Genomic DNA, 23,787 nt, shown 5'->3' with positions numbered 1-23,787 from the left:
CCTTATCCCCTTGGCCTCACGCCTCCGTCGCCATGAAGCGAAAGCCATCACCCCAGCGCGTGACATGCCCGGTGGAGGGGGAGGGGAAATGCGCCGTGCAGACCAGCCGCCCGGTGTCGCAATGGCATTCGAGGAAGCGCCGCCGCGTCTCGGCCGACTGCTTCCGGTCGGTATCGGCGCGCATCGAGAGCTCCGGGTAGCGCATCTGCAGCGGCGAGTGGATGAGGTCGCCAGTCAGCACCGCGATCACCTCCTCCTTGCCGAGCTCGACGGCGACATGGCCGGGCGTATGGCCTGGCGTCGGCGTCAGCCGCAGGTGGTCGCCGACCCCATGGTCCTCGGCCACCAGCTCCGCGCGCCCGGCCTCGAGGATCGGCAGCACGCTGTCCTCGAAGACCGGGTTCGCCGCCTTGGCATGCTCCGCCTGCCAATGGGCCACCTCCCGCTCGGCGAAGAGGTAGCGCGCCTTGGGGAAGGTCGGCACCCAGCGCCCGTCCACCAGCCGCGTGTTCCAGCCGACATGGTCAACATGGAGGTGGGTGCACATCACGTAGTCGATGTCGCCGAGGGCGATGCCGGCCGCGGCCAGGTTGCGCTCCCAGGTGTCGTCGGTCTTGTTGTTCCAGAAGGGCTGGGCCCGCTGCTTGTGGTTGCCGACGCAGCTGTCGACCAGGATGGTATGGTGCGGCGTGCGGATCACATAGCTCTGGATGGCAAGGCGCAGATGGCCGGTCGCCGGGTCGATCGCCCCCGGCTCCAGCCAGGCGCGGTTCTCCTCCAGCACCTCGGGCGCCAGGCTCGGGAAGAAGGTCAGGGGGTCGAAGATCGGCCCCTCCTGCTCGATCACCCGGTGGATGGTGAGGTCGCCCAGTTGGAAGCTCGTCGCCATGGCCCGTCTCCGCCTTGCACCGCAACAGTCTAGCCGGAAGCGGGCCGCCTCATACCCCTTGCATGGGCCCGGGGCCGGCGGGACAATCTCCGCCGCGAGCGGAGGAGCCTATCATGGACGGGATGCGGAAGGTCGAATGCCCCTTCGACCGGACCGAAGAGAGCCTCGGCAATTCGGTGGAGCTGCAGCACGTCAATCTCCGCGTGCCCGACCAGGCGCTGGCGACGGCCTTCTACATCACCGGCCTCGGCCTGACGCGCGACCCCTACCTGATGACCGGCCTCGACAACATGTGGGCCAATGCCGGCATCAGCCAGTTCCACCTGCCCGCCGGCCCGGCGCAGGTGCTGCGCGGCGTGGTCGGGCTGGTGACGCCGAGCCGTGAGTTGCTGCTGCACCAGCTCCACCGCGCCCGCCGCTGGCTGGAGGGCACGCGCTACGCCTTCTCCGAAGCCGAGGACCACGTCGCCGTCACCTGCCCCTGGGGCAACCGCATGCGCGTCCATGCGCCGGATGCGGAGCGCTTCGGGCGGATCAATCTCGGCATGCCCTATGTGCAGCTCGACGTCCCGCCCGGGACGCTGCCCGGCATCCAGCGCTTCTACGATGAGGTCATCGGCGCGCCCGCGGCGATGCGGGAGGGCGCGCTGCAGGTGCTCGTCGCCGCCGGCCAGCATCTCGTCTTCTGCGAGACGGATGCGCCGCAGCCGGCCTATGACGGCCATCACATCCAGCTTGCCTTCGCCGATTTCGGCGGCGTTCATGCCAAGCTCGCCGCGCGGGGCCTGATCAGCCGGGAGGACAGCCCGCACCAGTACCGCTTCATCGACATCGTCGACCCGGCGGATGGGCGGGTCCTGTTCCAGATGGAGCACGAGATCCGCAGCATGACGCATCCGCTCTTCCGCCGCCCGCTGGTCAACCGCAACCCGGCGATCACCAACTCTCTCTACGCGCCGGGGCATGAGGCGCTCATGCCCGCGATGCCACCCGCCTGAAGGAACCCCCATGGCCCATAGCCTCGCCCCGCCGACCGCCCCCGCCGTCCTGCGCAATTCGGACCTCGACGCCGATGCGGTGCAGCAGGCGCGCATCGACCTCGCCGCCTGCTTCCGCATGGCGGCGAAGCTTGGCCTGCATGAGGGCATCTGCAACCATCTGAGCGCCATGGTGCCGGGGCGGGAGGACCTCTTCCTCGTCAACCCCTATGGATGGGCCTTCTCCGAGGTGACGGCCTCGCGCCTGCTGGTCTGCGACTTCCACGGCCATGTCGTCGCCGGCGAGGGCGTGCCGGAGGCGACGGCCTTCTACATCCACGCGCGCGTCCACAAGAACGTGCCGCGCGCCCGGGCCTGCTTCCACACCCATATGCCGAATGCGACGGCGCTCGCCATGCTGGAGGGCGCACCACTCGCATGGGCCGGGCAGACGGCGCTGAAATTCTACGGCCGCACCGTGGTCGATGAGGAGTATGCCGGCCTGGCGCTGGACGAGGCGGAGGGCGACCGCATCGCCGCCAGCATCGGCGAGGCCGACATCGTCTTCATGCGCAACCACGGCATCATGGTGGTTGGCCCCAGCATCGCCGAGGCCTGGGACGACCTCTACTATCTCGAGCGCGCCTGCGAGGCGCAGCGCCTGGCCATGGCCACCGGCCGCGCGCTCAAGCCGGTGCCGCATGAGCTGGCGCAGAAGACCTATGAGCAGATGCGCGAGGGCGACCGCGAGAGCGCGCGGCTGCACCTCGAGAGCATCAAGCGCATCCTCGCCGCGGAGGCGCCGGACTTCGCCGGCTAGGGAAACGCCACATGCCGATCAGCCACCGCAGCATCGTCACGGGCGGCATCACCCTGCATGTCGCGGAGGCGGGGGAGGGGCCGCCGGTGCTGCTCTGCCACGGCTTCCCGGAATCCTGGCGCTCCTGGCGCCACCAGCTCGAGGCGCTGGCCGCCGCCGGCTTCCGCGCCATCGCCCCCGACATGCGCGGCTATGGTGAGACCGAGGCGCCCGCCGCCGTCGAGGACTACACGATCCTCCACCTCGCCGGCGACATGGTCGGAGTGGTGGATGCGCTCGGCCTCTCCCAGGCGGCGATCGTCGGGCATGACTGGGGCGCGCCCGTCGCCTGGACCGCGGCGCTGCTGCGGCCGGACCGCTTTCCCGCCGTCGCCGGGCTCAGCGTGCCCTTCGCCCCGCGCGGGCCGATCAGCCCGGTGGAGGCGCTGCGGCGGGCCGGGCGGCACCGCTTCTATCAACTCTATTTCCAGGAGCCGGGCGTCGCCGAGGCGGAGCTTGAGCGTGATGCGGAGGTGACGCTGCGCCGCACGCTCTGGTCCCTCTCCGGCAATCCGCCCGAAGCCGACCGCTGGCGCCCCGACCTGCCGGAGGGCGGCTTCCTCGCCAGCCTCGCCGAGCCTCCGAGCCTGCCCGCCTGGTTCCCGGCAGAGGAGCTGGCCGCGCTCTCCGCCATCTACCGCCGCACCGGCTTCCGTGGCGGGCTGAACTGGTACCGCAACATCCACCGCAACTGGCAGCTGATGGCGCCCTTCCAGGGGCGGCTGGTGGAGCAGCCGAGCCTCTTCATCACCGGCACGCTGGACCCGGTCTATGGCTGGACCAAGGGGGCGGTGGAGGCGCTGCCGCAGCGAGCGCCCGGGCTGCGCGGCTCCGTGCTGCTGGAGGGCGTCGGCCACTGGGTTCAGCAGGAGGCGCCGGAGCCGGTGAACCGCGCCCTGATCGACTTCCTGCGCGGCGTCGCCATCCCGACCTCTTGAAGCGAGGGCCGCTTTCCGCCGGCTTCCTGCCATAGGACCGTCATGATCGGGCTGTTTCATCGGGCACAGACCCAAGGAGGGTTGTGAGATGAAACTCCGTATCGCCGCCGCCGCGGCCCTGGTTGCCGCCGCCGCCTTCGCCGCCCCCGCCGCCGAAGCCCAGGGCTGGCACCGGGGCGGCTATGGCGGTGGCTGGGGCGGCCCGCACCACCATCGCGGCGGCGGCGCTGCGGTAGCCGGCATCGTCAGTGGCCTGGCGCTCGGGGCGCTGGCGCTGGGCGCGGCGAACGCCTATGCCGCGCCCCCGCCGCCGGTCTACTACGCCCCGCCGCCCCCGCCGCCGGCCTACTACGTGCCGCCGCCGCGGGTCTACTACGCCCCACCCCCGGCCTATTATGTCCCGCCGCCGGTCTATTACGCGCCGCCTCCGCCAGTCGCCTACCGCCCCGCCTATGCCTGGTAGGGCAGCGCCTTGACCACCCGCGCGGGATAGCTGGCCACCAGAGCCCCGGCCGGCACGTCCCGCGTCACCATCGCGCCGGCGGCCACCACGCTGCCGGCGCCGACCGGGACGCCGGGCAGCATGATCGCTCCGCCACCGAGCCAGGCGTCATCCCTGATGCGGATCGGCAGCGCCGATCCCGGCCCGGCCGCCCGCTCCCGCGCCTCCAGCAGATGGGCCGCCACGCAGAGCTGCATCGCCGACGCGATCTGCACCCGAGCGCCGATCTCGAACATGACACGATCCAGCATCACCACCTGAAATTGGTGAAGCACGCCGACCTGCTGCGGATACTCGCTCCTTGATCGCAGGCGAAGCCCGGCCGGATCTCGCTGCCGCAGCCGAAGCCATCACCCAGCTCGCGCAGCGCCGCCGTATCGCCCTCGGCCCTGAAGCGCCGCATCAGCCGCGCTGCCCGCGCCTGGACTCCCGCAGGCTCCGGATCGGCGGGGCCGAGGGGCTGCCCGCCAACATCGTCTTCCGTCCAGTCATGCGCCCTGCTCGAGGCCGCGCCGCAACGCCCGGCCTTCCGCGCCCGCCGGGTCGATCACGCCCTCGCGCAGGAACAGGTCGATCAGCACCAGGTTCACGTTGAACTTGACCTCGTCGGTGTCCCGCACCGCCTCGTAGAGGCGGCGCAGCGGCCAGAGCTCGAACCGCTCCACCTCCCCATCCGCCGGCACCGGGGTGAAATCTTCCGGCAGCACGAGGTCGAAGGCATGCAGGATGTCCCGCCGCATCCCGTCGCCATGCCGCATGACATAGGACAGCCGCGCCACCTGCCGCGCCCGCCCGGCCAGCTCCGGCGGGATCGAGGCCTCCTCCGCCGCCTCCTTCACCAGGCATTGCATCGCATCGAGCCCGGCCGGAATGCCGCCCGCCACCAGATGGTCGAGCTGCCCCGGCGCCACCGGCTTGCTCCGAGAGCGGACGCCCACCCAGACCTGCAGCCCGTCCGCCCGCCGCACCAGCCCGTTGAGATGCACCCCCGCTGCCCTCACCCCGAAGGAGGGGATGGCGCCGCGGTCGAGCTGCGCCAGCACCGGCCCCTCCGGCTCCGCCCGGACGTCGAAGGCCTCATCCCGCAGGGTGAAGAAGCCCCGCCCGGCGAGCGACCGGGCGACCGCCGCCAGCGCCTCCGCCCGCGCCGCCGGGCCGCGCAGCCGGGAGGCCAGCGCCACGCCCTCCGCATCGAAATGGAAGTCGTGCGGGAAGAAGGTCAGCGCCCGCGCCAGCTCGGGCCCGAGCCAGCCCACCTGCACCCCGGCGATGCGGAAGGGGATGAAACCGGCCGGGGAGGGCAGGTCGTTGCAAGCCTCAATGTGGCGCATGAAGGGACTCATCCCCCAGCTTTACCGCCCTGCGCGCCCTTCCGGCCATACGGCCCGGCCATATGGCCCGTTTGCCGGCGCGCCGTTCGGGCCTATGTCCCGGAGCCATGAGCCAATCCGCCGCCACCGCCGAACGCAGCCATCTCCGCACGCTGCTTACCCTCGCCCCCTGGCTCTGGCCGAAGGGCGAGCCTGGCCTGCGCGCCCGGGTGGTCATCGCCCTGGCGCTGCTGGTGGTGGCGAAGGGCGCCAATGTGCTGGTCCCCATCGTCTATGCCCGCGCCGTCGATGCTCTGGGTCCGAAGGCCGGCGGCATCGCCACCATCCCCATCGCCATGGTGATCGGCTACGGCCTGTTGCGCGCGGCGAGCGCCGGCTTCGCCGAGCTGCGCGATGCCGTCTTCGTGAAGGTGCAGGCGCGTGCCTCGCGGCGCATCGCGCTGCAGGTCTTCCAACACCTGCATGCGCTGTCGATGCGCTTCCACATGGACCGGCAGACCGGCGGCCTCTCCCGCGTGATCGAGCGCGGCTCGCGCGGCATCACCTTCGTGCTCGACTTCATGCTGTTCAACATCATCCCGACCTTCCTCGAGATCGGGCTGGTGACGGTGATTCTCTGGGGGATGTTCGACTTCTCCTATGCCGCGGTCACCTTCGGCACCATCGGCGTCTACATCGCCTTCACCCTGATGTTCACCGACTGGCGCCTTCGCTTCCGCCGCGAAATGAACGCGATGGACCAGGACGCCAACACCAAGGCCATCGACAGCCTGTTGAACTACGAGACGGTGAAGTACTTCAACAACGAGGCGCATGAGGAGCGGCGCTACGACAACTCGCTCGCGCGCTACGAGCGGGCCTATACCCGCTCCGAAGTCACGCTCAGCATGCTGAACGGCGGCCAGGCGGCGATCATCGCCGTCGGCCTGACGCTGGTGATGTTGATGGCCGCCCGCGGCGTCGCCTCCGGCCAGATGTCGGTCGGTGACTTCGTGCTGGTGAACACCTATCTCATCCAGCTCTACCTGCCGCTCAACTTCCTCGGCTTCGTCTACCGCGAGATGAAGCAGTCCCTCACCGACATGGAGGCGATGTTCCGCCTGCTGCGGGAGGAGCGCGAGGTGGCCGATGCGCCCGATGCCCGCCCGCTGGCGGCCGGCCCCGGCGAGCTGACCTTCGAGGATGTGCGCTTCGGCTACCGGCCGGACCGCGTCATCCTGAAGGGCGTGTCCTTCCATGTCCCGCCCGGCAAGACGCTGGCGATCGTCGGCCCGACGGGCGCCGGCAAGTCCACCATCTCGCGCCTGCTCTTCCGCTTCTACGACGCGACGGGCGGCCGCATCCTGCTCGACGGCCAGCCGATCGAGGAGGTGACCCAGTCCTCGCTCCGCGCCGCCATCGGCGTGGTGCCGCAGGATACGGTGCTGTTCAACGACACCATCCGCTACAACATCGCCTATGGCCGCCCGGAGGCGACCGAGGAGGAGATCATCCGCGCCGCGAAGCTCGCCCAGGTGCACGACTTCGTCGAGCGCCTGCCGGAGGGCTACCGCACCATGGTCGGCGAGCGCGGCCTCAAGCTTTCGGGCGGCGAGAAGCAGCGCGTCGCCATCGCGCGGACCATCCTGAAGAACCCGCGCATCCTCGTCCTCGACGAGGCGACCAGCGCCCTCGACACCCGCACCGAGCAGGATATCCAGGCCGCGCTGCGCGAGATCTCGGCCGACCGAACCACCCTCGTCATCGCCCACCGCCTGTCGACGGTGGTGGAGGCGGACGAGATCATCGTCCTCCAGGACGGCCGCATCGTGGAGCGCGGCAACCACGGCGAGCTCACCGCCCGCGACGGCCTTTATGCCGAGATGTGGCGGCGCCAGTCGGAGGCGGTCGCCATGGCCGAGGCGGCGGCGGCGGCTCAGCGCGCCGCGGATCTCGACCAGCCCCGCATCCGGCTGGGCGAGGCCACGGCCGGTTAGCCGCAATGCCCCAGGGTGCTTCCACCCAGGGCGTGAATCGCCGTTCCCATGAAGCCTGGCCTGCATCGGCAGGAAGCAGGCCAGGGGTTTTCGGCGGGCCACGGAAACCCCATCTGCCGCACCGACAAGGAGCTTATGGCATGCAATTGGACCCCCAGGGCGTGGCCCCCGACGACCTCAGCCACGCCGGCTCGGTGGTAGACAAGGCGATCGAGTACATGATCGAGCAGAACATCGCCCCGGTCTCGGTCGCATCCGCCTTGCTCGGCGGCGCGCTGGGCCTGCTGGCGCGGACGATGGACGACCGGTCCATCGCGGGCGTGCTCCGCAATGCGCTGGCGAGCGTGGAGAGCGGCGAGCTGCGGGAGATGCGCGACCAGCTGCCGGGCGGCGATGCCCATCCCTGATGCTGCGGCGTCGATGCGCCGAATGGAGTGTCGTAATCTTGGTGTTTTTCTAACGAAATAGTTCTACTCCTGCGTGGGGCCGTGGCGCGAGTCACCAAGCTGCCGCCCGTTGCACGGAGAATGCCATGTTCCGCCGCCTTGCCCTGTCCCTCGCGTTGTTCGGCACCCTTGCCGCTGGCCAAGCCTCCGCTCAAGGCTGCGATACCTCGATCGAGGTGGTGAACAACTCCGGCGTGCAGGTGGACGAGCTGTATTTCGGCCCGACGAGCGACAGCAATTGGGGCCGCGACCGCCTCGGCGAGAATGTGCTGACACCGGGCCGCAAGGCGAGCTTCCGCCCCGGCCGTGGCGGCAACTACGACTTCCGCGTGGTCTGGAGCGGCGGGCGCGAGGCGGAGATCCGCAGCGTTGATATCTGCCAGGTCGGCCGCATCGTCGTCGGCCGCGGCAGCCTGCTCGCGGAGTAACTCAGCAGGGGATGGAGGCGGCCTCAGCCATAGGTCGTCTCCGAGGCCTCCACCCCGCGGCTCATCTCCCGCGGCACTTCCTGCCCGGTCGCCAGCAGCGCCAGCGCCTCCGCGACGCGGATGCCGTCGACGCCGGCGCTGAGGATGCCGCCCGCATAGCCCGCGCCCTCGCCGGCCGGGAAGAGGCCCGGCGTGTTGAGGCTCTGGAAGTCCCAGCCGCGGCGGATGCGGATCGGGCTGCTGGTCCGCGTCTCGACGCCCGTCATCACCGCATCCGGCCGCGCGAAGCCCGGCATCTGCCGGTCGAAGGCAAGCAACGCCTCGCGCATCGCGGCGATGGCGAAGTCGGGCAGGCAGCGGGCGAGGTCGGTCGGCGTGACGCCCGGCTTGTAGCTCGGCAGCACATCGCCGAGCGCGGTGGAGGGGCGGCCCGCCAGGAAGTCGCCGACCAGCTGCCCCGGCGCCCGGTAGTCGCCGCCGGCGGCAAGGAAGGCCGCGCTCTCCAGCCGCCGCTGGAAGTCGACGCCCGCCAGCACGTCGTCCGGATAGTCGGCCGGCGAGATGCCGACGACGATGCCGGCATTCGCATTCCGCTCGGCGCGGGAATACTGGCTCATCCCGTTGGTGACGACGCGGCCCGGCTCGCTCGTCGCCGCCACCACCGTCCCCCCTGGGCACATGCAGAAGCTGTAGACGCTGCGCCCGTTCCTCGCATGGTGCACCAGCTTGTAGTCCGCCGCGCCGAGCAGCGGGTTGCCGGCATTCGGCCCCCAGCGCAGCCGGTCGATCATCCCCTGCGGATGCTCGATGCGGACGCCGATGCTGAAGGGCTTCGGCTCCAGATGAACGCCGGCGTCGCGCAGCATGACGAAGCTGTCGCGCGCGCTGTGGCCGATGGCGAGCACCACGGATTTCGCCGCGATTGCCTCGCCGCCCTCGAGCACCACGCCCTCGACCTGCCGCCCGGCGCCGAGCCGCAACCCCGTCACCTTGCAGCCGAAGCGGTACTCGCCGCCCAGCCGCTCGATCTCGGCGCGAATGCTCTCCACCATCGAGACCAGGCGGAAGGTGCCGATATGCGGGCGGGAGACGTAGAGGATCTCCTCCGGCGCCCCGGCCTTGACGAACTCGGTCAGCACCTTCCGCCCGTAATGCCGCGGGTCCTTGATCTGGCTGTAGAGCTTGCCGTCGGAAAAGGTGCCGGCGCCGCCCTCGCCGAACTGCACGTTGCTTTCCGGCACCAGCACGCCGCGGCGCCAGAGGCCCCAGGTATCCTTGGTTCTCTCACGGACGAGCTTGCCGCGCTCGAGGATGATCGGGCGGAAGCCCATCTGCGCCAGCACCAGCGCCGCCAGGAGCCCGCAGGGCCCGGTGCCGATGACGACCGGCCGCATCGCCCCCTCCGCCGCGCGGGCGACGAAGCGATAGCGCGTCTCCGGCGCCGGGCGGAGATGCGCATCGCCCGCATGCCGCGCCAGCACCCCTGGCTCGTCGCGCAGCGTGAGGTCGAGGGTATAGACCCACATGATGGCCCGCGGCTTCCGCGCGTCATGCCCGCGGCGGAAGACCTGGACGTCGAGCAGCTCCTCCTCGGCGAGGCCGAGCCGGGCGAGGATGGCCGCCCGCAGGAGCTCGGGCTCATGGCCCAGCGGCAGGCGCAATTCGGTCAGGCGAAGCATGGGTTTCCAGGCGAGGTGCGGCGTTTAATGTCCCCTTAGCGGGGAGAGGGTCATCATGGAACAGCGGGTCCTGGGGCGAACCGGGCTGAGGGTCTCGGTGCTGGGCTATGGCGCCGGCGCGGTCGGCGGGCTGTTGGTCCGCGGCAGCGCCGCCGAGCAGGAGCGCTCGCTCGCCCGCGCCTTCCTGGCCGGCATCACCTATGTCGATACCGCGCCCGCCTATGGCAATGGCGCCTCGGAGGAGAATCTCGGCCGGGCGCTGAAGGCGCTCGGGGCCCGGCCGCTGATCGGCACCAAATTCCGCCTGCCCAAGGCCGCGCCGCGCGACATCCCGGCGGCGCTCGCCGCCTCGCTGGAGGAAAGCCTGCGCCGCCTTGGCCGCGACAGCGTCGACCTGCTGCAACTCCATGACCCGGTCGGGGTGGCGGAGGGCTATACCCTCACCGAGATCCTCGGCGAGGCGCTGCCGACCCTCCACCGCCTGCGCGACCAGGGGAAGTGCCGCTTCCTCGGCATCACCGCCCTCGGCTCCGAGCCGGCGCTGCGCCAGTTCCTCGAGGCCGGGCTGGTCGATACAGCCCAGATTCCCTTCAACGCCCTCAACCCCTCCTGGCTCGCGCCGCTCCCGCCGGGCCTGCCGGGGCAGGATTTCCGCCGGCTCGGCCAGGTCGCGGCCGCTCAGGGCGTCGGGCTGATCGGCATCCGCATCCTCGCCGCTGGCGCCCTCTCCGGCGAGGCGGGCCGCCACCCCATCGCCATGCCCGAGGTCGCGCCGATCGCCTCGGCCGAGGATTATGCGACCGACCTCGCCCATGCCCGCCGCCTCCGGCCGCTGGTGGAGGAGGGGCATGCCGCCTCCCTTGCCGAGCTCGCCATCCGCTTCGCCATCACCCCGCCGGAGATGGGCACGGCGCTGGTCGGCACCGCCTCGCTGGAGCAGCTCGAGCAGGCCATCGCCGCCGCCGAGCGGGGGCCGCTGCCGCCCCCGGTGCTGGAGCGCGTCGCGGCCCTCCTGGCGTGAGCCCCCGCCTCGCCGGCTTCGGCTATCTCGGCGTGACGGCGACGGCCTGGGGGATGAACTGGCCGGTCATGAAGCTGCTGATGCAGGACTGGCCGCCCTTCACCTTCCGGGTGCTGGCTGCCAGCGGCTCCGTCCTGCTGCTTTCGCTGATCGCCCTGCTCCAGCGCGAGGCGCTGCTGCCCCGCCCCGACCAATGGGGGCGGCTGGCCGTGGCGGCGCTGCTGAACGTCACCTCCTGGCTCTTCTTCGCGCCCCTGGCGATCCTCTGGTTGGACGCCTCGGAGGCGGCGATCATCGCCTATACCATGCCGGTCTGGGCGACGATCCTCGCCTGGCCCTTCCTCGGCGAGCGGCCCGGCTGGCGCCGCCTCGCGGGCCTTGCCCTCGGCCTCGCCGGCGTGACGCTGCTGATGGCGGGGCGCCTCGACCTCGGCGCCGGGCTGGCGGCGGGGAAGCTGCCCGGCGTGCTCGCCATCCTCACGACGGCGCTGCTCTTCGCCTGCGGCACCATCTGGACCAAGCGCTTCCCCGTGGCGATGGCGCCGGTGCCGCTCGTCGCCTGGCAGCTCGGTATCGGCGCGCTGCCGGTCGTCGTGGTCGCGCTCGCCTTCGAGCAGGCGCATCCGGCCGAGGTGCGCCCGCTCGGCTGGGCCTGCCTCGCCTATGCCTCCATCCTCGGCCAGTGCCTCGCCTATCTCGCCTGGTTCCGCGCGCTGAAGCGGCTGCCGGCGGGGACGGCGGCCATCGGCTCGCTGCTGGTGCCGATCATCGGCGTGCTCGGCAGCGCGGCCCTGCTGGGCGAGCCGCTCGGCGCCCGGCAGCTCGCCGCGCTGGCGCTCACGCTCGGCGGCGTCGCCCTCGCTTCAAGGGGATGAGACGTTACCGCGACGCAGGCAACTTCGACCTCCGCCAGCCTTTCCCTCCGCATCCACGCCAAACACGGAGAAGCCGGATGAATAATGAAATCCGCGAGATGCTGGTCGCGCAGCTGAAGGACATCTACAGCGCCGAGAAGCAGGGCACCCGCAACATGCAGCGCGTCATCCGCAAGGTTTCCGCGCCGGAGCTGCGCGAGCTGCTGACCATGCATGTCGAGCAGACGCAGACCCAGGTCGAGCGCGTCGAGCAGGCGCTCGAGGAGATGGGCGCCCGCCCCGGCCGCAAGGTCTGCGAGGCGATGCGCGGCCTGATCGAGGAGGCGCAGCACGAGGTCGAGGAATACGAGAAGGGCCCCGTGCTCGACATCGTCGTCGTCGCCGCCGTGCAAAAGATCGAGCACTATGAGATCGCCTCCTACGGCACCACGGCGTCGCTGGCGAAGGCGCTCGGCGAGCAGAAGGTCGGCCAGATCCTCGGCGAGATCCTCGAGGAGGAGCGGCAGACCGATCTGAAGCTGACCGAGCTGACCCAGTCGGTCCTCATGGGCCAGATCATGGGCGGCGAGGCGGCGAACGACGCCAAGGGCGGCTCGAAGCGCAAGGCCTCCTAACTCCCCACGACGTCGCTGCGCGTCGCCGCGGGGGGCCGGTCGTCGCCCGCGCCCGCGGCTTCGGCATCCTTCCGCGGCGGAGCCGCGGAAGGTTCCGGGGGAGGGGGTAGCAACCCGGGGGGGGTGATGTTATCTCATAACATCATGCCCTGGCCTGACCCCCTCGACCTGTCTTCCGGCGCCGCCGCCCGCCTCGCGCTGGCGGCGGTGGTCGCGACGGGGCTCTGGCTCGCTGTCGCCTGGGCCATGGCGGCATGAGCCCGGCCGAGATCCGTATCGCCGACCTCACAGTCAGCCACCAGCGCCGGCCGGCGGTGCATCATCTTTCCGGCCGCTTCGCTCCCGGCAGCCTCACCGCCGTGGTCGGCCCCAACGGTGCCGGCAAGACGACCCTGCTGCGCGCCATCGCCGGGTTGCACCGCCCGGATGGCGGGCGGATCGAGGGCGCCGCCGGCCAGGTCGCGCTGCTGCCGCAGCAATCGAGCCTCGACCGCAGCTTCCCGCTCACCTGCCTCGATGCGGTGCTGCTCGGCCTCTGGGCCGAAACCGGCGCCTTTCGCGCCATCCCCCGCGCCGGCCGCGTCCGGGCCGAGGCGGCGCTCGCCGCGGTCGGCCTCGTGGGCTTCGAGCGCCGGCCCGTCGGCAGCCTCTCCGCCGGCCAGTTCCAGCGCGTGCTCTTCGCCCGGCTGCTGCTGCAGGACGCGCCGGTGATCCTGCTCGACGAGCCCTTCAACGCCCTCGACGCCCGCACCGCCGCCGAGCTGCTGGCCCTGGTGCGGCGCTGGCATGGCGAGGGCCGGACGGTGATCGCCGTGCTGCACGACGTCGACCTCGTCCGCCGCGAATTCCCGGAGACGCTGCTGCTCGCCCGCGACTGCCTCGGCTGGGGCCCGACCGGCGAGGTGCTGACCGCCGCCAACCGCCTCCGCGCCCGCATGATGGCCGAGGCCTGGGCCGGGCAGGCGGAGGCCTGCGCCGCCTGATCCTGCAGCCCTTCCTCGAGTTCGGCTTCCTGCGCCGCGCCCTGGTCGGGTGCCTCGCGCTCTCGGTCGCCGCGCCTCCGCTTGGCCTGTTCCTGATGCTGCGGCGGATGAGCCTGACCGCCGATGTGCTGGCGCATGGCATCCTGCCCGGCGTCGCCGCGGGCTTCCTCGTCGCCGGCCTGTCGCTGCCGGCCATGGCGGCGGGTGGGTTGCTCGCCGGGCTCGTGGTGGCGATCGGCGCCGGCGCCCTCTCCCGTGCGACCGGCGGGCGGGAGGATGCCTCGCTCGCCGCGCTCTACCTGGTCGCGCTGGCGGCCGGCGTCGCCATGGTCTCGATGCGCGGTGGGGCGGTCGAGCTCACCACCCTGCTCTTCGGCAGCGTCCTCGGCGTCGATGACGGCGCGCTTCTGCTGATGGCGGGGGCGGCGACGCTGACGCTGGCCGCCCTGGCGCTCGCCTGGCGCCCGCTGGTGCTGGAATGCTTCGACCCCGGCTTCGCCCAGGCGGTCGGTGCCCGCGGTGCCCTCTGGCATCTCGGCTTCCTCGGCCTCGTCGTGCTGAACCTGCTCGCCGCCTTCCAGGCGCTCGGGACGCTGATGGCGGTCGGGCTGATGATGCTGCCCGCCATCGCCGCCCGGCACTGGTCGCGCCGGCTGGGCGGGATGACCTATGCCTCGGTCGGCATCGCCATGGCCGCGAGCCTCGCCGGGCTGCTGCTCTCCTATCACGCCGACGTCCCGGCCGGCCCGGCGGTGGTGCTCTGCGCAGGCCTCGCCTGGGCGGTCTCGGTACTGGCCGGGCCGGTCGATGGCCTCGCCGTCCGCCTGCTGCGGCGGCGGCACCTCACCGGCTAGGGTGGGCGTCACCACCCAGCCGGAGTAATCGGCCGCTCACGAGAAGTTAACAATTTCGTGATGCGTTTCGGAAATGCAAGGAATCTACCGCGCGGCGAGCCTGATGGGCTCCGGCGCTGCCCGCTGCTGGGCCAGCATCCGCGCGACCGCCGCCTGCACCTCGGCGAGGCTCAGCGCCCGCCCGGTCCCGCGCTCGTAGAAGACGCCCCGGTTCGCGGCGAGGCTGTCGGCGCCGACGGCTTCCGCCGCCGGCCGCGCCGGCGCCCGGTCCAACTCGGCGAGGAAGCGCCGCGCCCCCGCCGGGCCGAGCAGATGCGTCAGGTAGAACTCCGTCGCCCCCGCCGGCCGGCCGAGCACCGCCTCCAGCGCCGCCCGCTCGGCCGCCAGCCGCTCGGCCGCCATGATGGCCGAGAGCCGCGGGTTGAAGCGCAACGAGAGGATGTAGCGCAGGTCGCGTGGGCGCTTGCTAGTGATGGCGCCGGTCCGCGCATCGGTGGACAGGCTCGCCGCCTGCCGCGCCAGCCCATGCCGCGCGCCGAAGTCGCGCACCACCTCGAGCCAGGTCGCCTCGGTGAACTGCATCAGCCCGCGCGCCGAGCTCTGCCGGTTGCCGGCACGATGGCTGAAGCGGCTTTCCTGCCAGGCGATCGCCCGCAGCAGCACCGGGTCGGCGCCCGTGCTGCGCGTGGCCGACGCCAGCGCCGCGGCGACCACGGGGCTCGGCGCCCCATCCGCTGTGGGCGGCGCCGCGACGGCGACAGGCGCCGCCGCCGCCACCGTCCTTGGGCGCGCCCGCGCCGGGGCGGCGGCCTGCCGCCTCGGGGCCGGCCGCACCAGCGGAGCAGGCTTCGCCTGGCTGCGCGCCGCGCTCGGCCGGTCTGGGCGCGCCGCGGCCGGCACCGGTGCGGCAAGGCTCGCCGCGAAGGCACAGGCAAGGATGGCCATTGCCGGCCGCAGCCGGCGCGCAAGGGAGTGCTGCGTGCCGCGGGGGGCGGCACGGGGGGTGGTCTCGGGCAAGGATGATCTCCCTCGGGGGGTGGGAGCGACGTGGGTGTCAACGCCCCTTACGCTGCCGGCGCCGTTTCGTTCCAAGCCGCTGCGGGACGCCGCCGACTGTGGTCCGCAGGCCACTGCCGATCGGGAGTATCCACCGCGCCGCCATCGCCCCTATGGTTCACGCCGCAGGGGAGGGGAGGCACGCATGGCGATCCGGCGCCTGGCAGAGGAGGGACGGCTTTCCGGCGCCGTGGTGCATGGCGCACTGGTCTATCTGGCCGGGCAGGTCGCCGATGATGCGTCGCTCGATGCCGAGGGCCAGACCGCCGACATCCTGGCCCAGATCGACGCCCTGCTGGCCGAGGCCGGCACCGACAAGTCCCGCCTTCTCACCGTCACCGTGGTCCTGGCCGACATCCGCGACGCGCCGGCGATGAACCGCGCCTGGGACCGCTGGCTCGACCCCGGCGCGAAGCCCGCCCGAATGACCGTCGAGGCCCCGCTGGTCGATCCCCGCTGGCGCGTCGAGGTCACGGGCATCGCCGCGCTCCCGGATGCCTGACCGGCACCGCCGCCCCTTCCTCGCCGCCATCGGCCTCTCGCTCGGGCTGATGCTGCTGGTCGCCGGCGGCGTGGCGGATCGCGGCGGCGCCTTCCCGCTGGTCCTGCTCGGTACCTCGGCGCTGGCGATCGGCGCGCTTTACCGGCTCTTCCCGCATGGGCCGCAATTCGCGCTCGGCACCACCAACGGGCTGGCGATGTATGCTTGCCTCTTTGTCGTGCTCGGCCGCGCCGGCTTCCCCGATGCGCCGGACTGGTCGCGTGCCATCGGCTTCGTCCTCCCCATCGCCGCCTTCGTCGCCGCCTGCTGGCTGCGCCGCCGCACCCTCAGCGCCTGGGCCGAGCAGGAGGAAGCCGCCGACCTCGCCCATTTGCCCCGCTTCGCCCGCTGGCTGGCGATCACCGGGCTGGTCGGCGTGGTCTCCCTGGGGTTCCCGGTGAACCGGCTGCCCACGACCGGCCAGGGCGTGGCGCTGATCGCCGCCATGGGCGCCATCGCCGCCGTCAGCGTGATATCGGTCGGCGACGTGGTGCGGCTGCTGGTCGACATCGCCGTGATCTTCCGCGTGGTGACGCGGCGGCTCTCGCGCCTCGCCGTGCCGATCGCCGCCTATTCCAGCCTCTGGGCGCTGCTGACGGTGGTCTTCGGCTGCCTCTACCGCATCGCGGACGGGTTCTCAGGCGGCCCGCTCTTCACCAGCACCCATGGGCCGATCCGGGTGGATTTCTCCGATGCGCTGCATTTCAGCGTGGTGACGCTCTCGACGGTCGGCTATGGCGATATCCTGCCGGCCGATGACGGCATCCGGCTGCTGGCCAGCATCCAGATGCTGCTGGCGCAGCTCCTGCTGCTCTTCGGCTTCATCGAGATCATGCGCGGCAGCCGCGCCGGCCTGCCCGAGGCGCCGCCCCGCGAGGACGCCAAGCGCCGCGCCGTCGCCGGGGATTAGGCGTGGTTCCGCCGCAATCGGGGTGGAACCTGCCCGGAGTGAGAAAGGACCCTGTACCGATGACCGAGGCCGAACGGGCCGCCTTCTGGCGCGGCAAGCGCGTGCTGGTGACCGGCGGGGCCGGCTTCCTCGGCAGCGCCCTCTGCCATGCCCTCGCCGCGCTCGGCGCGCGGGTGACGGCGCTCGACGCCATGTTCCCCGACGGCGGCGCCAACATGGCCAATCTCGAGGGCGCCGGCGTGCTGCTCGTGCGCGGCGACATCCGCGACGTGGAGCTGCACACGCTCTGCCAGGACGTGGACGTGCTGTTCAATATGGCGGCCCAGACCAGCCATATGGGCGGGCAGAAGGACCCGGTGGCCGACATCGCCATCAACGCCGTCGCCCAGGTGCGCCTGATCCAGGTGATGCGTGAGGCCGCCCCCAAGGCCACCGTCGTCCACGCCTCGACGCGGCAATTCTACGGCCGCCCGATGCAGCTCCCGGTCGACGAGCTCCACCCCGTCAACCCACCGGATGCCAATGGCGTCTCCAAATGGGCGGGCGAGCAGTACTGGCTGCTGGAGCAGCGCGTGCTGCACCGCCCCGTCGTCTCGCTCCGCCTGACCAATTGCTACGGCCCGCGCCTCCGCATCCGCGACGCGCGGCAGACTTTCCTCGGCATCTGGATCCGCCAGGTGCTCAAGGGCGAGCCCTTCGAGGTCTGGGGCGGCGAGCAGCTGCGCGACCTCACCTATGTCGACGACGTGGTCGGCGCCTTCCTGCTCTCGGCGGAATATGCTCCGCAACCGGAGGTGGCGGGCCGGGTCTTCAACCTGGGCGGCTCGCCGCCTGCCAGCCTGACCGAGCTGGCGGACCGGCTGATCGCGGCCAACGGGGGCGAGGGTCACTACGCCGTGAAATCCTTCCCTGCCGACCGCGCCCCCATCGACATCGGCAGCTACCACGCCGATGACCATGCCTTCCGCGCCGCCACCGGCTGGAAACCCCTGGTCGGGCTGGACGAGGGGCTGGCGCGCTCCCTCGACTGGTACCGCACCCGCATGGCGGACTACATCTAGAGCGTGATCGCCGAAGGCTGGAACGGCTGGAGGCGTGAATCATGCGGCAAAACGATAGGTTGGAGCATGGTCGACGATCCGGTGATCGCGGATCATGCTCCAGGGCTCCAAGGACGAACCGCCGATGAGCATGACCGTCATCCCGCAGGCCGATCCCGGCGCGGGCTACCGCGCCCAGCAGGCCGAGATCGATGCCGCGGTGGCGCGGGCCCTCGGTTCCGGCTGGTACATCCTCGGCCGGGAGGGCGAGGCCTTCGAGCAGGAATTCGCCGCCTGGCTCGGCACCACCCGTGCGGTCGGCTGCGCTAACGGCACGGATGCGCTGGCCCTGATCCTGCGCGGGATGGGGATCGGCGAGGGCTCGACCGTCGCCACGGTCTCCCACACCGCCGTCGCGACGGTGGCGGCGATCGAGATGGCAGGCGCCGTGCCGCTCCTGCTCGACATCGACCCCGACACCTACACTATGGATCCTGACGAGCTCGCCGCCGTCCTCGAGGACCCGCCGCCCGGCCTGCCGCCGATCCGCGCCGCCATCGCCGTCCACATCTACGGCCAGGCCTGCGACCTCGACCCGATGCTGGCGGCCTGTCAGGCGGCCGGCGTCGCGCTGATCGAGGATTGCGCCCAGTGCCACGGCGCGACGCTCGGCGGCCGCAAGCTCGGCACGCTCGGCCGCGCGGCCGCCTTCTCGCTCTACCCCACCAAGAATCTCGGCGCCCTCGGCGATGGCGGCGTGCTGGCGACGGACGATTTCGAGCTGGCCGACCGCATCGCCGCCATCCGGCAATATGGCTGGAAGGAGCGCTACGTCTCCTCGATGGTCGGCGTGAACAGCCGGCTCGACGAGGTGCAGGCGGCTATCCTCCGGGTGAAGCTGACCGCGCTCGACTGGGGCAACGAGCGCCGCCGCTGGATCGCCGACGCCTATGACGCGGCGCTGGCCGGCAGCCCCTTCGCCCCGCCCGCGCGCCGGACGGATGCCGAGCATGTCTTCCACCAATACGTCATCCGCACCGGCGCCTGGGGCATGACGCGGGCCGATGTGCAGGCGCGGCTGCGCCGGGACGGCGTCGGCACCGGCATCCACTACCCCGTGCCAGTGCACCAGCAATCGGCCTATGCCGGGCGCATCCCCCTCGGCCCCGCCGGCTGCGCCGAGACCGCCCGCGCCGCGCAGGAGGTGCTGAGCCTGCCGATGTACCCCGAGCTGACCGACGAGCAGGTCGGGCAGGTTTGCTGGGCGCTGCACAACCTGGCGGGCTGAAAGCGGGCCGCCAGAAAACCCGGGGGCCCTGCCGCGTTGCCTCCTCGCCATCGGCGGGGGAGTTCCATGCAGCAGCGCTGGCCCGAGCGACTTTGGATCATCCGGCACGGCGAGAGCCGCGGCAATGTCGCGCGCGATGCCGCCCAGGCCGCCCGCCTCCACCGCATCGAGACCTTGGCCCGCGACGTGGACGTGCCCCTCAGCTCCCGCGGCGAGGAGCAGGCCCGTGCCCTCGGCCGCTGGTTCGCCGAGCAGCCGGAGGATGAGCGCCCCGAGGTCGTCCTCGCCTCGCCCTATCTCCGCGCCCGGCAGACCGCCGAGCTGATGGGCACCCCGCCCGCGGCGCTGACCCTCGACGAGCGGTTGCGGGAGAAGGAATTCGGCATCCTCGACCGCCTCACCCGCTACGGCATCGCCGCCGAGCACCCGGCGCAGGCCGAGCTCCGCCGCTCCTTGGGCAAGTTCTACCACCGCCCGCCCGGCGGCGAGAGCTGGTGCGACGTCATCCTCCGCCTGCGCAGCGCGCTCGACACCATCAGCCTCCACCATGCCGGCGAGCGGGTGATGATCGTCGCCCACCAGGTCGTGGTGCTCTGCCTCCGCTACCTGATCGAGCGGATGACGGAGGAGCAGATCCTCGCCATCGACCGGGAGGGCGACGTGGGCAATTGCAGCGTCACGGAATACGCCCATGAGCCGGGCTCGGGCCTCGTCCTGCGGCGCTACAACTTCCTCGCCCCGCTGCTGGAGGAGGGCGCCCCCGTCACCGCCGAGCCGGACGCCCCGGCGAGCGCCGCCCGATGAGCGCGCCGACCTCGCTCACGCCCGAGCTGCTGCGGACCATGCCGCTGCCGACCCACCAGGAAGGCGCCGACAAGAACAGCCGTGGCCGCGTCCTCGTCATCGCCGGCAGCCGTGAGGTCCCGGGTGCGGCACTCCTCACCGGCGTCGCGGCGCTCAGGGCGGGCGCCGGCAAGGTGCAGGTCGCCGCCCCGGCCGGCGCCGCACCGCACCTGGCCATGGCGATGCCCGAGGCCCGCGTCTTTCCCCTCGCCGAAACCGAGGCCGGCGGCATCGACCCAAGGGAGGCAGCCATGCTCGCCCGCCGCTGCGCCGGCGCCGATGCCGTGGTGCTCGGCCCCGGCATGATGGACCCGCCAGCCCTCGCCGCGCTCACCCGCGAGGTCCTGGCCCGCGCCGAGGGCGAGGCCGCCTTCCTGCTCGATGCCGGGGCGCTCGCGGCGCTTGCCGACTGCCGCGAGGCGCTTCGCCGCCATGCCGGCCGCCTGGTGCTGACGCCGCATGTCGGCGAGATGGCCGGCCTGCTCGGCTGCCCCGCCGCCGAGGTGGCGGAGGACCCGCTCGCCGCCGCCCGCCGCGCCGCCGCCACCTTTGGCGCGGTCGTCGACATGAAGGGCGGCCGCTCCTTCGTCGCCTCGCCCCAGGGCGAGGCCTGGTCCTGCGACCGCGGCAATGTCGGCCTCGCCACCTCCGGGTCGGGCGACACGCTGGCGGGGATCATCGCCGCCCTCGTCGCCCGCGGCGCGCCGCCGCTGCAGGCCGCGCTCTGGGGCGTCTTCCTCCATGCCGAGGCCGGCGACCGCTTGGCCCGCCGCGTCGGCCCGCTCGGCTACCTTGCCCGCGAGATCCCGGAGGAGGTGCCCGGCATCATGGGCAGCCTCGCCGGCTGAAGCGGCCCCGGGAAAGGCTGGCCATCCGCGTCTTCGCAGGTGCAACATCGGCCCATGCCCGACACCGCCCCCGACCCCCTGCAGGACCTCCTCGCCCGGCTGCGGGAGGCGCGGGCGGCGGCGGCGCAGGACCCCTTCGGCGACCCGGTGCTGCTGGTCGCGCTCGCCATCAGCCGCAGGTTGGACGACAGCGCCCTCGACCTCGACCTCGTGGCGGAGATGGTCCAGCGCCTGGCCGATGCCGCGGCCGGCGAGCGGGCGCGGCGCATCGCTTCCTATGTCGGCTTGCCCGATGCGGTGCCGGATCTCGGCGCACTCGCCGCCCACCTGGTCCGGCCGGACCCGGATGACAGCCCGGTGCCCTTCGCGCAGTACCGGGCGCTCCTGGAGACGCCACGCTTCGCCGCCGTCTTCACCGCCCACCCGACCTTCTCCCTGCCGCCCGGCACCGGCACCGCCCTGGCGGAGGCAGCGAGCGGCGCGGCCTTCCCGCCGGGCCTGCCGCACCGGCCGACCGCGCCCGCTCTCGCCGAGGAGTTCCGCCAGGCCGCCGCCGCCATCGCCCGCGGCCGCGACGCCATCGACGCGCTGACCGAGGCGCTGCTCACGGCCGCCCGCGGCACCTGGCCCGACCGCTGGGCGACGCTCGTTCCCCGTCCGATCCTGCTGGCAAGCTGGGTCGGCTACGACACGGACGGCCGCACCGATATCGGCTGGTGGGACACGCTCCGCCTCCGCCTGACCATGAAGCGGCTGCAGCTGGAGCGCCTGGCCGGCCAATTCGCCGCGCTCGGCGAGGCCGCCGCCCCGCTCGCCGCCCGCACCGCCGAGGCGCTGGAGGCGACCGAGGCCCAGCTCGCCGCCGTGCCCGAGCGGCCGGAGCCGGAGGCGGTGCGCGCCATGGCGCATCTGCTGATCGAGCGGCGGGCGGCGGCGATGACCGATGGCGAGCCGCTGCTCTCGCTGTTCCCGGCCGCCCTCGCCGCCGCGCCCGACGAGGCCACGCGCCTCGGCCTCGCCGTGGCCCGCGCCGGCCTCGCCGCGCATGGGCTCGCCTTGGCCCATACCCATGTCCGGCTGAACGCCGCCCAGCTCCACAATGCCGTGCGCCAGCGCCTCGGCCTCGCCGCCTCGGCGGAGGACATGGCGCAGCGCCGCGGCCTGCTCGCCGCCATCAACGAGGCGCTGGCCGAGGTCGCGCCGCTGCCGGTCGATTTCGGCGCGCTGCTCGCCGAGCAGGCGAGCGCCGCCCGGCTCATGCTGGTCTGCGCCCAGATCGCCAAGCATGTCGACGACTCCGCCCCGATCCGCTTCCTCATCGCCGAGACGGAGACGGGCTACACGCTGCTTGCCGCCCTCTGGCTCGCCCGCCGCTTCGGCGCCGAGATGGCCGTCGAGCTCTCGCCCCTCTTCGAGACGGCCGAGGCGCTGGATCGCGGCGAGCGGGTGCTGGAGGAGGCGCTGCGCAGCCCGCATTACCGCGACTACCTCCGCGCCCATGGCCGGCTCTGCCTTCAGTTCGGCTATTCCGACAGCGGCCGCTATGTCGGCCAGCTCGCCGGCAGCTACCTGGCCGAGCGGCTTAAGCTTCGCCTCGTCGAGCTGCTGCGGCGGCACAGGCTCGACGGCATCGAGGTCGTGCTCTTCGACACGCATGGCGAGAGCGTCGGCCGCGGCGGCCATCCCGGCAGCCTCGCCGACCGCCTCGCCTATCTCTCGCCGCCCCAGGCGCGCATGGCGCTCGACCGCGCCGGCCTCCGGCTGCGCGAGGAGACCGCCTTCCAGGGCGGCGACGGCTACCTCCTCTTCGGCACGCCCGCGCTCGCCCGCGCCACCATCGCTGGCATCGCGCAGCATGCCTTCGCCCCGGCCTGGAAGGTGACCGACCCGGTCTATGCCGAGGCCGACTACGTCGCCGATTTCTTCGCAACCGCCCGGCGCGAGATGCAGGCCCTGGTCGCCGACCCCGGTTATGCGGCGCTGCTCGGCGCCTTCGGCCCTGGGCTGCTCGACCGCACCGGCTCCCGCCCCGCCGTCCGGCAGGCGGATGGCATGGGCGGGCCGATCCGCATCGCCCACCCCTCCCAACTCCGCGCCATCCCGAACAACGCCATCCTCCAGCAGCTTGGCTGGATGGCGAACACGCTGCACGGGCTCGGCGCCGCCGCCTCCGCCAACCCGGATGCCTTCACCGACCTCCGCACCCGCTCGCCCCGCTTTGCACGCGCCCTGGCCATGGCCGCCCGCGCCGCCGCCTGCTCCGATATCGGCGTGCTGCGGGCGGTGGTCGACACGCTGGATCCCGGCCCCTGGCTCGACCGCGCCGGCTTCACCCGGCGGCCCGGGCGGCGGGCGGCCTTGCTGCGCGTCGCCACGGCGGTGGAGGCGCTCGACCTCGATGCGCCGGTGCGCCGCCTCTTCCGCCGCCTCCAGGCCGACCACCTGGCGCTCCGCCATGCTTGGCCCGACCTGCCGGAGATGCCGGACCGGCTGGTGCTGCTGCACGCGCTGCGCCTCGCGCTGATCCACCGCATCTGGCTTCTCGCCGTCGACGTGCCGGACTTCTCGCCCCGCCACGGCGCGACGCGGGAGGCGCTGGTCGGCCGCATCCTCCAGCTCGACGTCGAGCCGGCGCTCAAGCTGCTAGAGGAGGTCTTCCCCGCCGCCCCCGGCCCCGTCATCGGCCTCGAATTCGGCGAGCCGGCACCGCCGCGCGAGGGGCTGAGCTATGCCGCCGAGCATGCCAACCTGTTTCAGCCGATGGCGAAGCTCCTCGCCCTGGTGCGCGAATGCGGTGCGGCCATCACCCATGAGGTGGGCGCCTTCGGCTAGAGCAAACTCCGATCAGGCGCGATCACCCCGGCCGGGGCGCGGCACCGATGCCGGCAG

At 72.3% G+C, this 23,787-nt stretch carries 24 protein-coding genes; 19 read left to right on the top strand and 5 right to left on the bottom strand.

Annotation, left to right across the window (positions count from 1 at the left end; all coding sequences use genetic code 11):
• Positions 1–16: 16 nt before the first annotated feature.
• Positions 17–889 carry an MBL fold metallo-hydrolase gene (locus tag AC5JJ1_RS22315; protein ID WP_495787311.1) on the bottom strand — a complete coding sequence of 291 codons (873 nt, stop codon included), beginning with the start codon at positions 887–889 and terminating at the stop codon, positions 17–19.
• A gap of 113 nt (positions 890–1,002) precedes the next feature.
• Between AC5JJ1_RS22315 and AC5JJ1_RS22310 the strand changes: the two genes are divergently transcribed.
• From AC5JJ1_RS22310 to AC5JJ1_RS22295, 4 genes are all read left to right on the top strand, one after another.
• Positions 1,003–1,887: a VOC family protein gene (locus tag AC5JJ1_RS22310; RefSeq protein ID WP_495787310.1), complete on the top strand. Its 885-nt coding sequence runs from the start codon at positions 1,003–1,005 to the stop codon at positions 1,885–1,887.
• 10 nt (positions 1,888–1,897) lie between these two features.
• Positions 1,898–2,686 (top strand): aldolase, encoded by a 789-nt coding sequence (locus AC5JJ1_RS22305; protein ID WP_495787309.1) that lies wholly within the window; start codon positions 1,898–1,900, stop codon positions 2,684–2,686.
• Positions 2,687–2,697: 11 nt separating this feature from the next.
• The gene (locus AC5JJ1_RS22300) at positions 2,698–3,663 is read left to right on the top strand and encodes an alpha/beta fold hydrolase (RefSeq protein WP_495787308.1); all 966 of its coding nucleotides are present in this window, start codon (positions 2,698–2,700) and stop codon (positions 3,661–3,663) included.
• 88 nt (positions 3,664–3,751) lie between these two features.
• Positions 3,752–4,126: a hypothetical protein gene (locus AC5JJ1_RS22295; RefSeq protein ID WP_495787307.1), complete on the top strand. Its 375-nt coding sequence runs from the start codon at positions 3,752–3,754 to the stop codon at positions 4,124–4,126.
• Here AC5JJ1_RS22295 and AC5JJ1_RS22290 read toward each other — a convergent pair.
• Both AC5JJ1_RS22290 and AC5JJ1_RS22285 read right to left on the bottom strand, forming a co-directional pair.
• Complete coding sequence (locus tag AC5JJ1_RS22290; protein ID WP_495787306.1) at positions 4,114–4,416, bottom strand: DapH/DapD/GlmU-related protein; 303 nt, start codon at positions 4,414–4,416, stop codon at positions 4,114–4,116. The two genes, AC5JJ1_RS22295 and AC5JJ1_RS22290, sit on opposite strands and share 13 nt — an antisense overlap.
• Before the next feature lie 237 nt (positions 4,417–4,653).
• On the bottom strand, positions 4,654–5,496 hold the full coding sequence (locus AC5JJ1_RS22285) for an NUDIX hydrolase (RefSeq protein ID WP_495787305.1): 843 nt from the start codon (positions 5,494–5,496) through the stop codon (positions 4,654–4,656).
• A 107-nt stretch (positions 5,497–5,603) separates the two neighbouring features.
• Here AC5JJ1_RS22285 and AC5JJ1_RS22280 point away from each other — a divergent pair, with 107 nt between their 5' ends.
• The 3 genes from AC5JJ1_RS22280 to AC5JJ1_RS22270 all read left to right on the top strand — a co-directional run bounded on the left by AC5JJ1_RS22280 (position 5,604) and on the right by AC5JJ1_RS22270 (position 8,346).
• Positions 5,604–7,472: an ABCB family ABC transporter ATP-binding protein/permease gene (locus AC5JJ1_RS22280; RefSeq protein ID WP_495787304.1), complete on the top strand. Its 1,869-nt coding sequence runs from the start codon at positions 5,604–5,606 to the stop codon at positions 7,470–7,472.
• Between the two features lie 140 nt (positions 7,473–7,612).
• A complete protein-coding gene (locus AC5JJ1_RS22275) occupies positions 7,613–7,879 on the top strand; it encodes a hypothetical protein (RefSeq protein WP_495787303.1) in 267 nt (88 codons plus the stop codon).
• A 125-nt stretch (positions 7,880–8,004) separates the two neighbouring features.
• A complete protein-coding gene (locus tag AC5JJ1_RS22270) occupies positions 8,005–8,346 on the top strand; it encodes a hypothetical protein (protein WP_495787302.1) in 342 nt (113 codons plus the stop codon).
• A 23-nt stretch (positions 8,347–8,369) separates the two neighbouring features.
• Here AC5JJ1_RS22270 and AC5JJ1_RS22265 read toward each other — a convergent pair whose 3' ends face one another.
• The gene (locus tag AC5JJ1_RS22265) at positions 8,370–10,025 is read right to left on the bottom strand and encodes an NAD(P)/FAD-dependent oxidoreductase (RefSeq protein ID WP_495787301.1); all 1,656 of its coding nucleotides are present in this window, start codon (positions 10,023–10,025) and stop codon (positions 8,370–8,372) included.
• Between the two features lie 55 nt (positions 10,026–10,080).
• Here AC5JJ1_RS22265 and AC5JJ1_RS22260 point away from each other — a divergent pair, with 55 nt between their 5' ends.
• The 5 genes from AC5JJ1_RS22260 (at position 10,081) to AC5JJ1_RS22240 (ending at position 14,372) form a co-directional block, all read left to right on the top strand.
• Positions 10,081–11,046, top strand: a complete 966-nt coding sequence (locus tag AC5JJ1_RS22260; RefSeq protein ID WP_495787300.1) for an aldo/keto reductase — start codon at positions 10,081–10,083, stop codon at positions 11,044–11,046.
• On the top strand, positions 11,043–11,921 hold the full coding sequence (locus AC5JJ1_RS22255) for a DMT family transporter (protein WP_495787299.1): 879 nt from the start codon (positions 11,043–11,045) through the stop codon (positions 11,919–11,921). The genes AC5JJ1_RS22260 and AC5JJ1_RS22255 overlap by 4 nt, the downstream gene beginning before the upstream one ends.
• Positions 11,922–11,998: 77 nt before the next feature.
• The gene (locus tag AC5JJ1_RS22250) at positions 11,999–12,535 is read left to right on the top strand and encodes a ferritin-like domain-containing protein (protein WP_495787298.1); all 537 of its coding nucleotides are present in this window, start codon (positions 11,999–12,001) and stop codon (positions 12,533–12,535) included.
• A 254-nt stretch (positions 12,536–12,789) separates the two neighbouring features.
• A complete protein-coding gene (locus AC5JJ1_RS22245; RefSeq protein WP_495787297.1) occupies positions 12,790–13,518 on the top strand; it encodes a metal ABC transporter ATP-binding protein in 729 nt (242 codons plus the stop codon).
• Positions 13,518–14,372 (top strand): metal ABC transporter permease, encoded by an 855-nt coding sequence (locus tag AC5JJ1_RS22240; RefSeq protein WP_495787325.1) that lies wholly within the window; start codon positions 13,518–13,520, stop codon positions 14,370–14,372. The genes AC5JJ1_RS22245 and AC5JJ1_RS22240 overlap by 1 nt, the downstream gene beginning before the upstream one ends.
• Positions 14,373–14,456: 84 nt before the next feature.
• Here AC5JJ1_RS22240 and AC5JJ1_RS22235 read toward each other — a convergent pair whose 3' ends face one another.
• Positions 14,457–15,389 (bottom strand): transglycosylase SLT domain-containing protein, encoded by a 933-nt coding sequence (locus AC5JJ1_RS22235; protein WP_495787296.1) that lies wholly within the window; start codon positions 15,387–15,389, stop codon positions 14,457–14,459.
• A 184-nt stretch (positions 15,390–15,573) separates the two neighbouring features.
• On the opposite strand from AC5JJ1_RS22235, the gene AC5JJ1_RS22230 reads away from it, so the two are divergent.
• The 7 genes from AC5JJ1_RS22230 (at position 15,574) to AC5JJ1_RS22200 (ending at position 23,730) form a co-directional block, all read left to right on the top strand.
• Positions 15,574–15,930, top strand: coding sequence for a RidA family protein (locus AC5JJ1_RS22230; protein ID WP_495787295.1), 357 nt, complete (start codon positions 15,574–15,576; stop codon positions 15,928–15,930).
• Positions 15,923–16,879: a potassium channel family protein gene (locus AC5JJ1_RS22225; protein ID WP_495787294.1), complete on the top strand. Its 957-nt coding sequence runs from the start codon at positions 15,923–15,925 to the stop codon at positions 16,877–16,879. The genes AC5JJ1_RS22230 and AC5JJ1_RS22225 overlap by 8 nt, the downstream gene beginning before the upstream one ends.
• Before the next feature lie 59 nt (positions 16,880–16,938).
• The gene (locus tag AC5JJ1_RS22220; RefSeq protein WP_495787293.1) at positions 16,939–17,940 is read left to right on the top strand and encodes an NAD-dependent epimerase/dehydratase family protein; all 1,002 of its coding nucleotides are present in this window, start codon (positions 16,939–16,941) and stop codon (positions 17,938–17,940) included.
• A 124-nt stretch (positions 17,941–18,064) separates the two neighbouring features.
• On the top strand, positions 18,065–19,207 hold the full coding sequence (locus AC5JJ1_RS22215) for a DegT/DnrJ/EryC1/StrS family aminotransferase (protein WP_495787292.1): 1,143 nt from the start codon (positions 18,065–18,067) through the stop codon (positions 19,205–19,207).
• A gap of 66 nt (positions 19,208–19,273) precedes the next feature.
• On the top strand, positions 19,274–20,011 hold the full coding sequence (locus AC5JJ1_RS22210) for a histidine phosphatase family protein (protein ID WP_495787291.1): 738 nt from the start codon (positions 19,274–19,276) through the stop codon (positions 20,009–20,011).
• On the top strand, positions 20,008–20,898 hold the full coding sequence (locus tag AC5JJ1_RS22205; RefSeq protein WP_495787290.1) for an NAD(P)H-hydrate dehydratase: 891 nt from the start codon (positions 20,008–20,010) through the stop codon (positions 20,896–20,898). Before AC5JJ1_RS22210 ends, AC5JJ1_RS22205 begins: the two co-directional genes overlap by 4 nt.
• A gap of 54 nt (positions 20,899–20,952) precedes the next feature.
• Positions 20,953–23,730: a phosphoenolpyruvate carboxylase gene (locus AC5JJ1_RS22200; RefSeq protein WP_495787289.1), complete on the top strand. Its 2,778-nt coding sequence runs from the start codon at positions 20,953–20,955 to the stop codon at positions 23,728–23,730.
• Positions 23,731–23,787: the final 57 nt, after the last annotated feature.

The organism is Belnapia sp., assembly GCF_059504005.1.
The sequence above is the reverse complement of the archived record's forward strand: the minus strand, read 5'-3'. Positions and strand labels throughout refer to the sequence as shown.

Coding starts and splice junctions, on each gene's coding strand:
- AC5JJ1_RS22260 (WP_495787300.1), top strand. CDS start 10,081: ATGGAACAGCGGGTCCTGGGGCGAACCGGGCTGAGGGTCTCGGTGCTG.
- AC5JJ1_RS22270 (WP_495787302.1), top strand. CDS start 8,005: ATGTTCCGCCGCCTTGCCCTGTCCCTCGCGTTGTTCGGCACCCTTGCC.
- AC5JJ1_RS22245 (WP_495787297.1), top strand. CDS start 12,790: ATGAGCCCGGCCGAGATCCGTATCGCCGACCTCACAGTCAGCCACCAG.
- AC5JJ1_RS22200 (WP_495787289.1), top strand. CDS start 20,953: ATGCCCGACACCGCCCCCGACCCCCTGCAGGACCTCCTCGCCCGGCTG.
- AC5JJ1_RS22215 (WP_495787292.1), top strand. CDS start 18,065: ATGAGCATGACCGTCATCCCGCAGGCCGATCCCGGCGCGGGCTACCGC.
- AC5JJ1_RS22210 (WP_495787291.1), top strand. CDS start 19,274: ATGCAGCAGCGCTGGCCCGAGCGACTTTGGATCATCCGGCACGGCGAG.
- AC5JJ1_RS22280 (WP_495787304.1), top strand. CDS start 5,604: ATGAGCCAATCCGCCGCCACCGCCGAACGCAGCCATCTCCGCACGCTG.
- AC5JJ1_RS22295 (WP_495787307.1), top strand. CDS start 3,752: ATGAAACTCCGTATCGCCGCCGCCGCGGCCCTGGTTGCCGCCGCCGCC.
- AC5JJ1_RS22265 (WP_495787301.1), bottom strand. CDS start 10,025: ATGCTTCGCCTGACCGAATTGCGCCTGCCGCTGGGCCATGAGCCCGAG.
- AC5JJ1_RS22225 (WP_495787294.1), top strand. CDS start 15,923: ATGCCTGACCGGCACCGCCGCCCCTTCCTCGCCGCCATCGGCCTCTCG.
- AC5JJ1_RS22310 (WP_495787310.1), top strand. CDS start 1,003: ATGGACGGGATGCGGAAGGTCGAATGCCCCTTCGACCGGACCGAAGAG.
- AC5JJ1_RS22300 (WP_495787308.1), top strand. CDS start 2,698: ATGCCGATCAGCCACCGCAGCATCGTCACGGGCGGCATCACCCTGCAT.
- AC5JJ1_RS22275 (WP_495787303.1), top strand. CDS start 7,613: ATGCAATTGGACCCCCAGGGCGTGGCCCCCGACGACCTCAGCCACGCC.
- AC5JJ1_RS22205 (WP_495787290.1), top strand. CDS start 20,008: ATGAGCGCGCCGACCTCGCTCACGCCCGAGCTGCTGCGGACCATGCCG.
- AC5JJ1_RS22285 (WP_495787305.1), bottom strand. CDS start 5,496: ATGCGCCACATTGAGGCTTGCAACGACCTGCCCTCCCCGGCCGGTTTC.
- AC5JJ1_RS22230 (WP_495787295.1), top strand. CDS start 15,574: ATGGCGATCCGGCGCCTGGCAGAGGAGGGACGGCTTTCCGGCGCCGTG.
- AC5JJ1_RS22250 (WP_495787298.1), top strand. CDS start 11,999: ATGAATAATGAAATCCGCGAGATGCTGGTCGCGCAGCTGAAGGACATC.
- AC5JJ1_RS22305 (WP_495787309.1), top strand. CDS start 1,898: ATGGCCCATAGCCTCGCCCCGCCGACCGCCCCCGCCGTCCTGCGCAAT.
- AC5JJ1_RS22290 (WP_495787306.1), bottom strand. CDS start 4,416: ATGCTGGATCGTGTCATGTTCGAGATCGGCGCTCGGGTGCAGATCGCG.
- AC5JJ1_RS22220 (WP_495787293.1), top strand. CDS start 16,939: ATGACCGAGGCCGAACGGGCCGCCTTCTGGCGCGGCAAGCGCGTGCTG.
- AC5JJ1_RS22315 (WP_495787311.1), bottom strand. CDS start 889: ATGGCGACGAGCTTCCAACTGGGCGACCTCACCATCCACCGGGTGATC.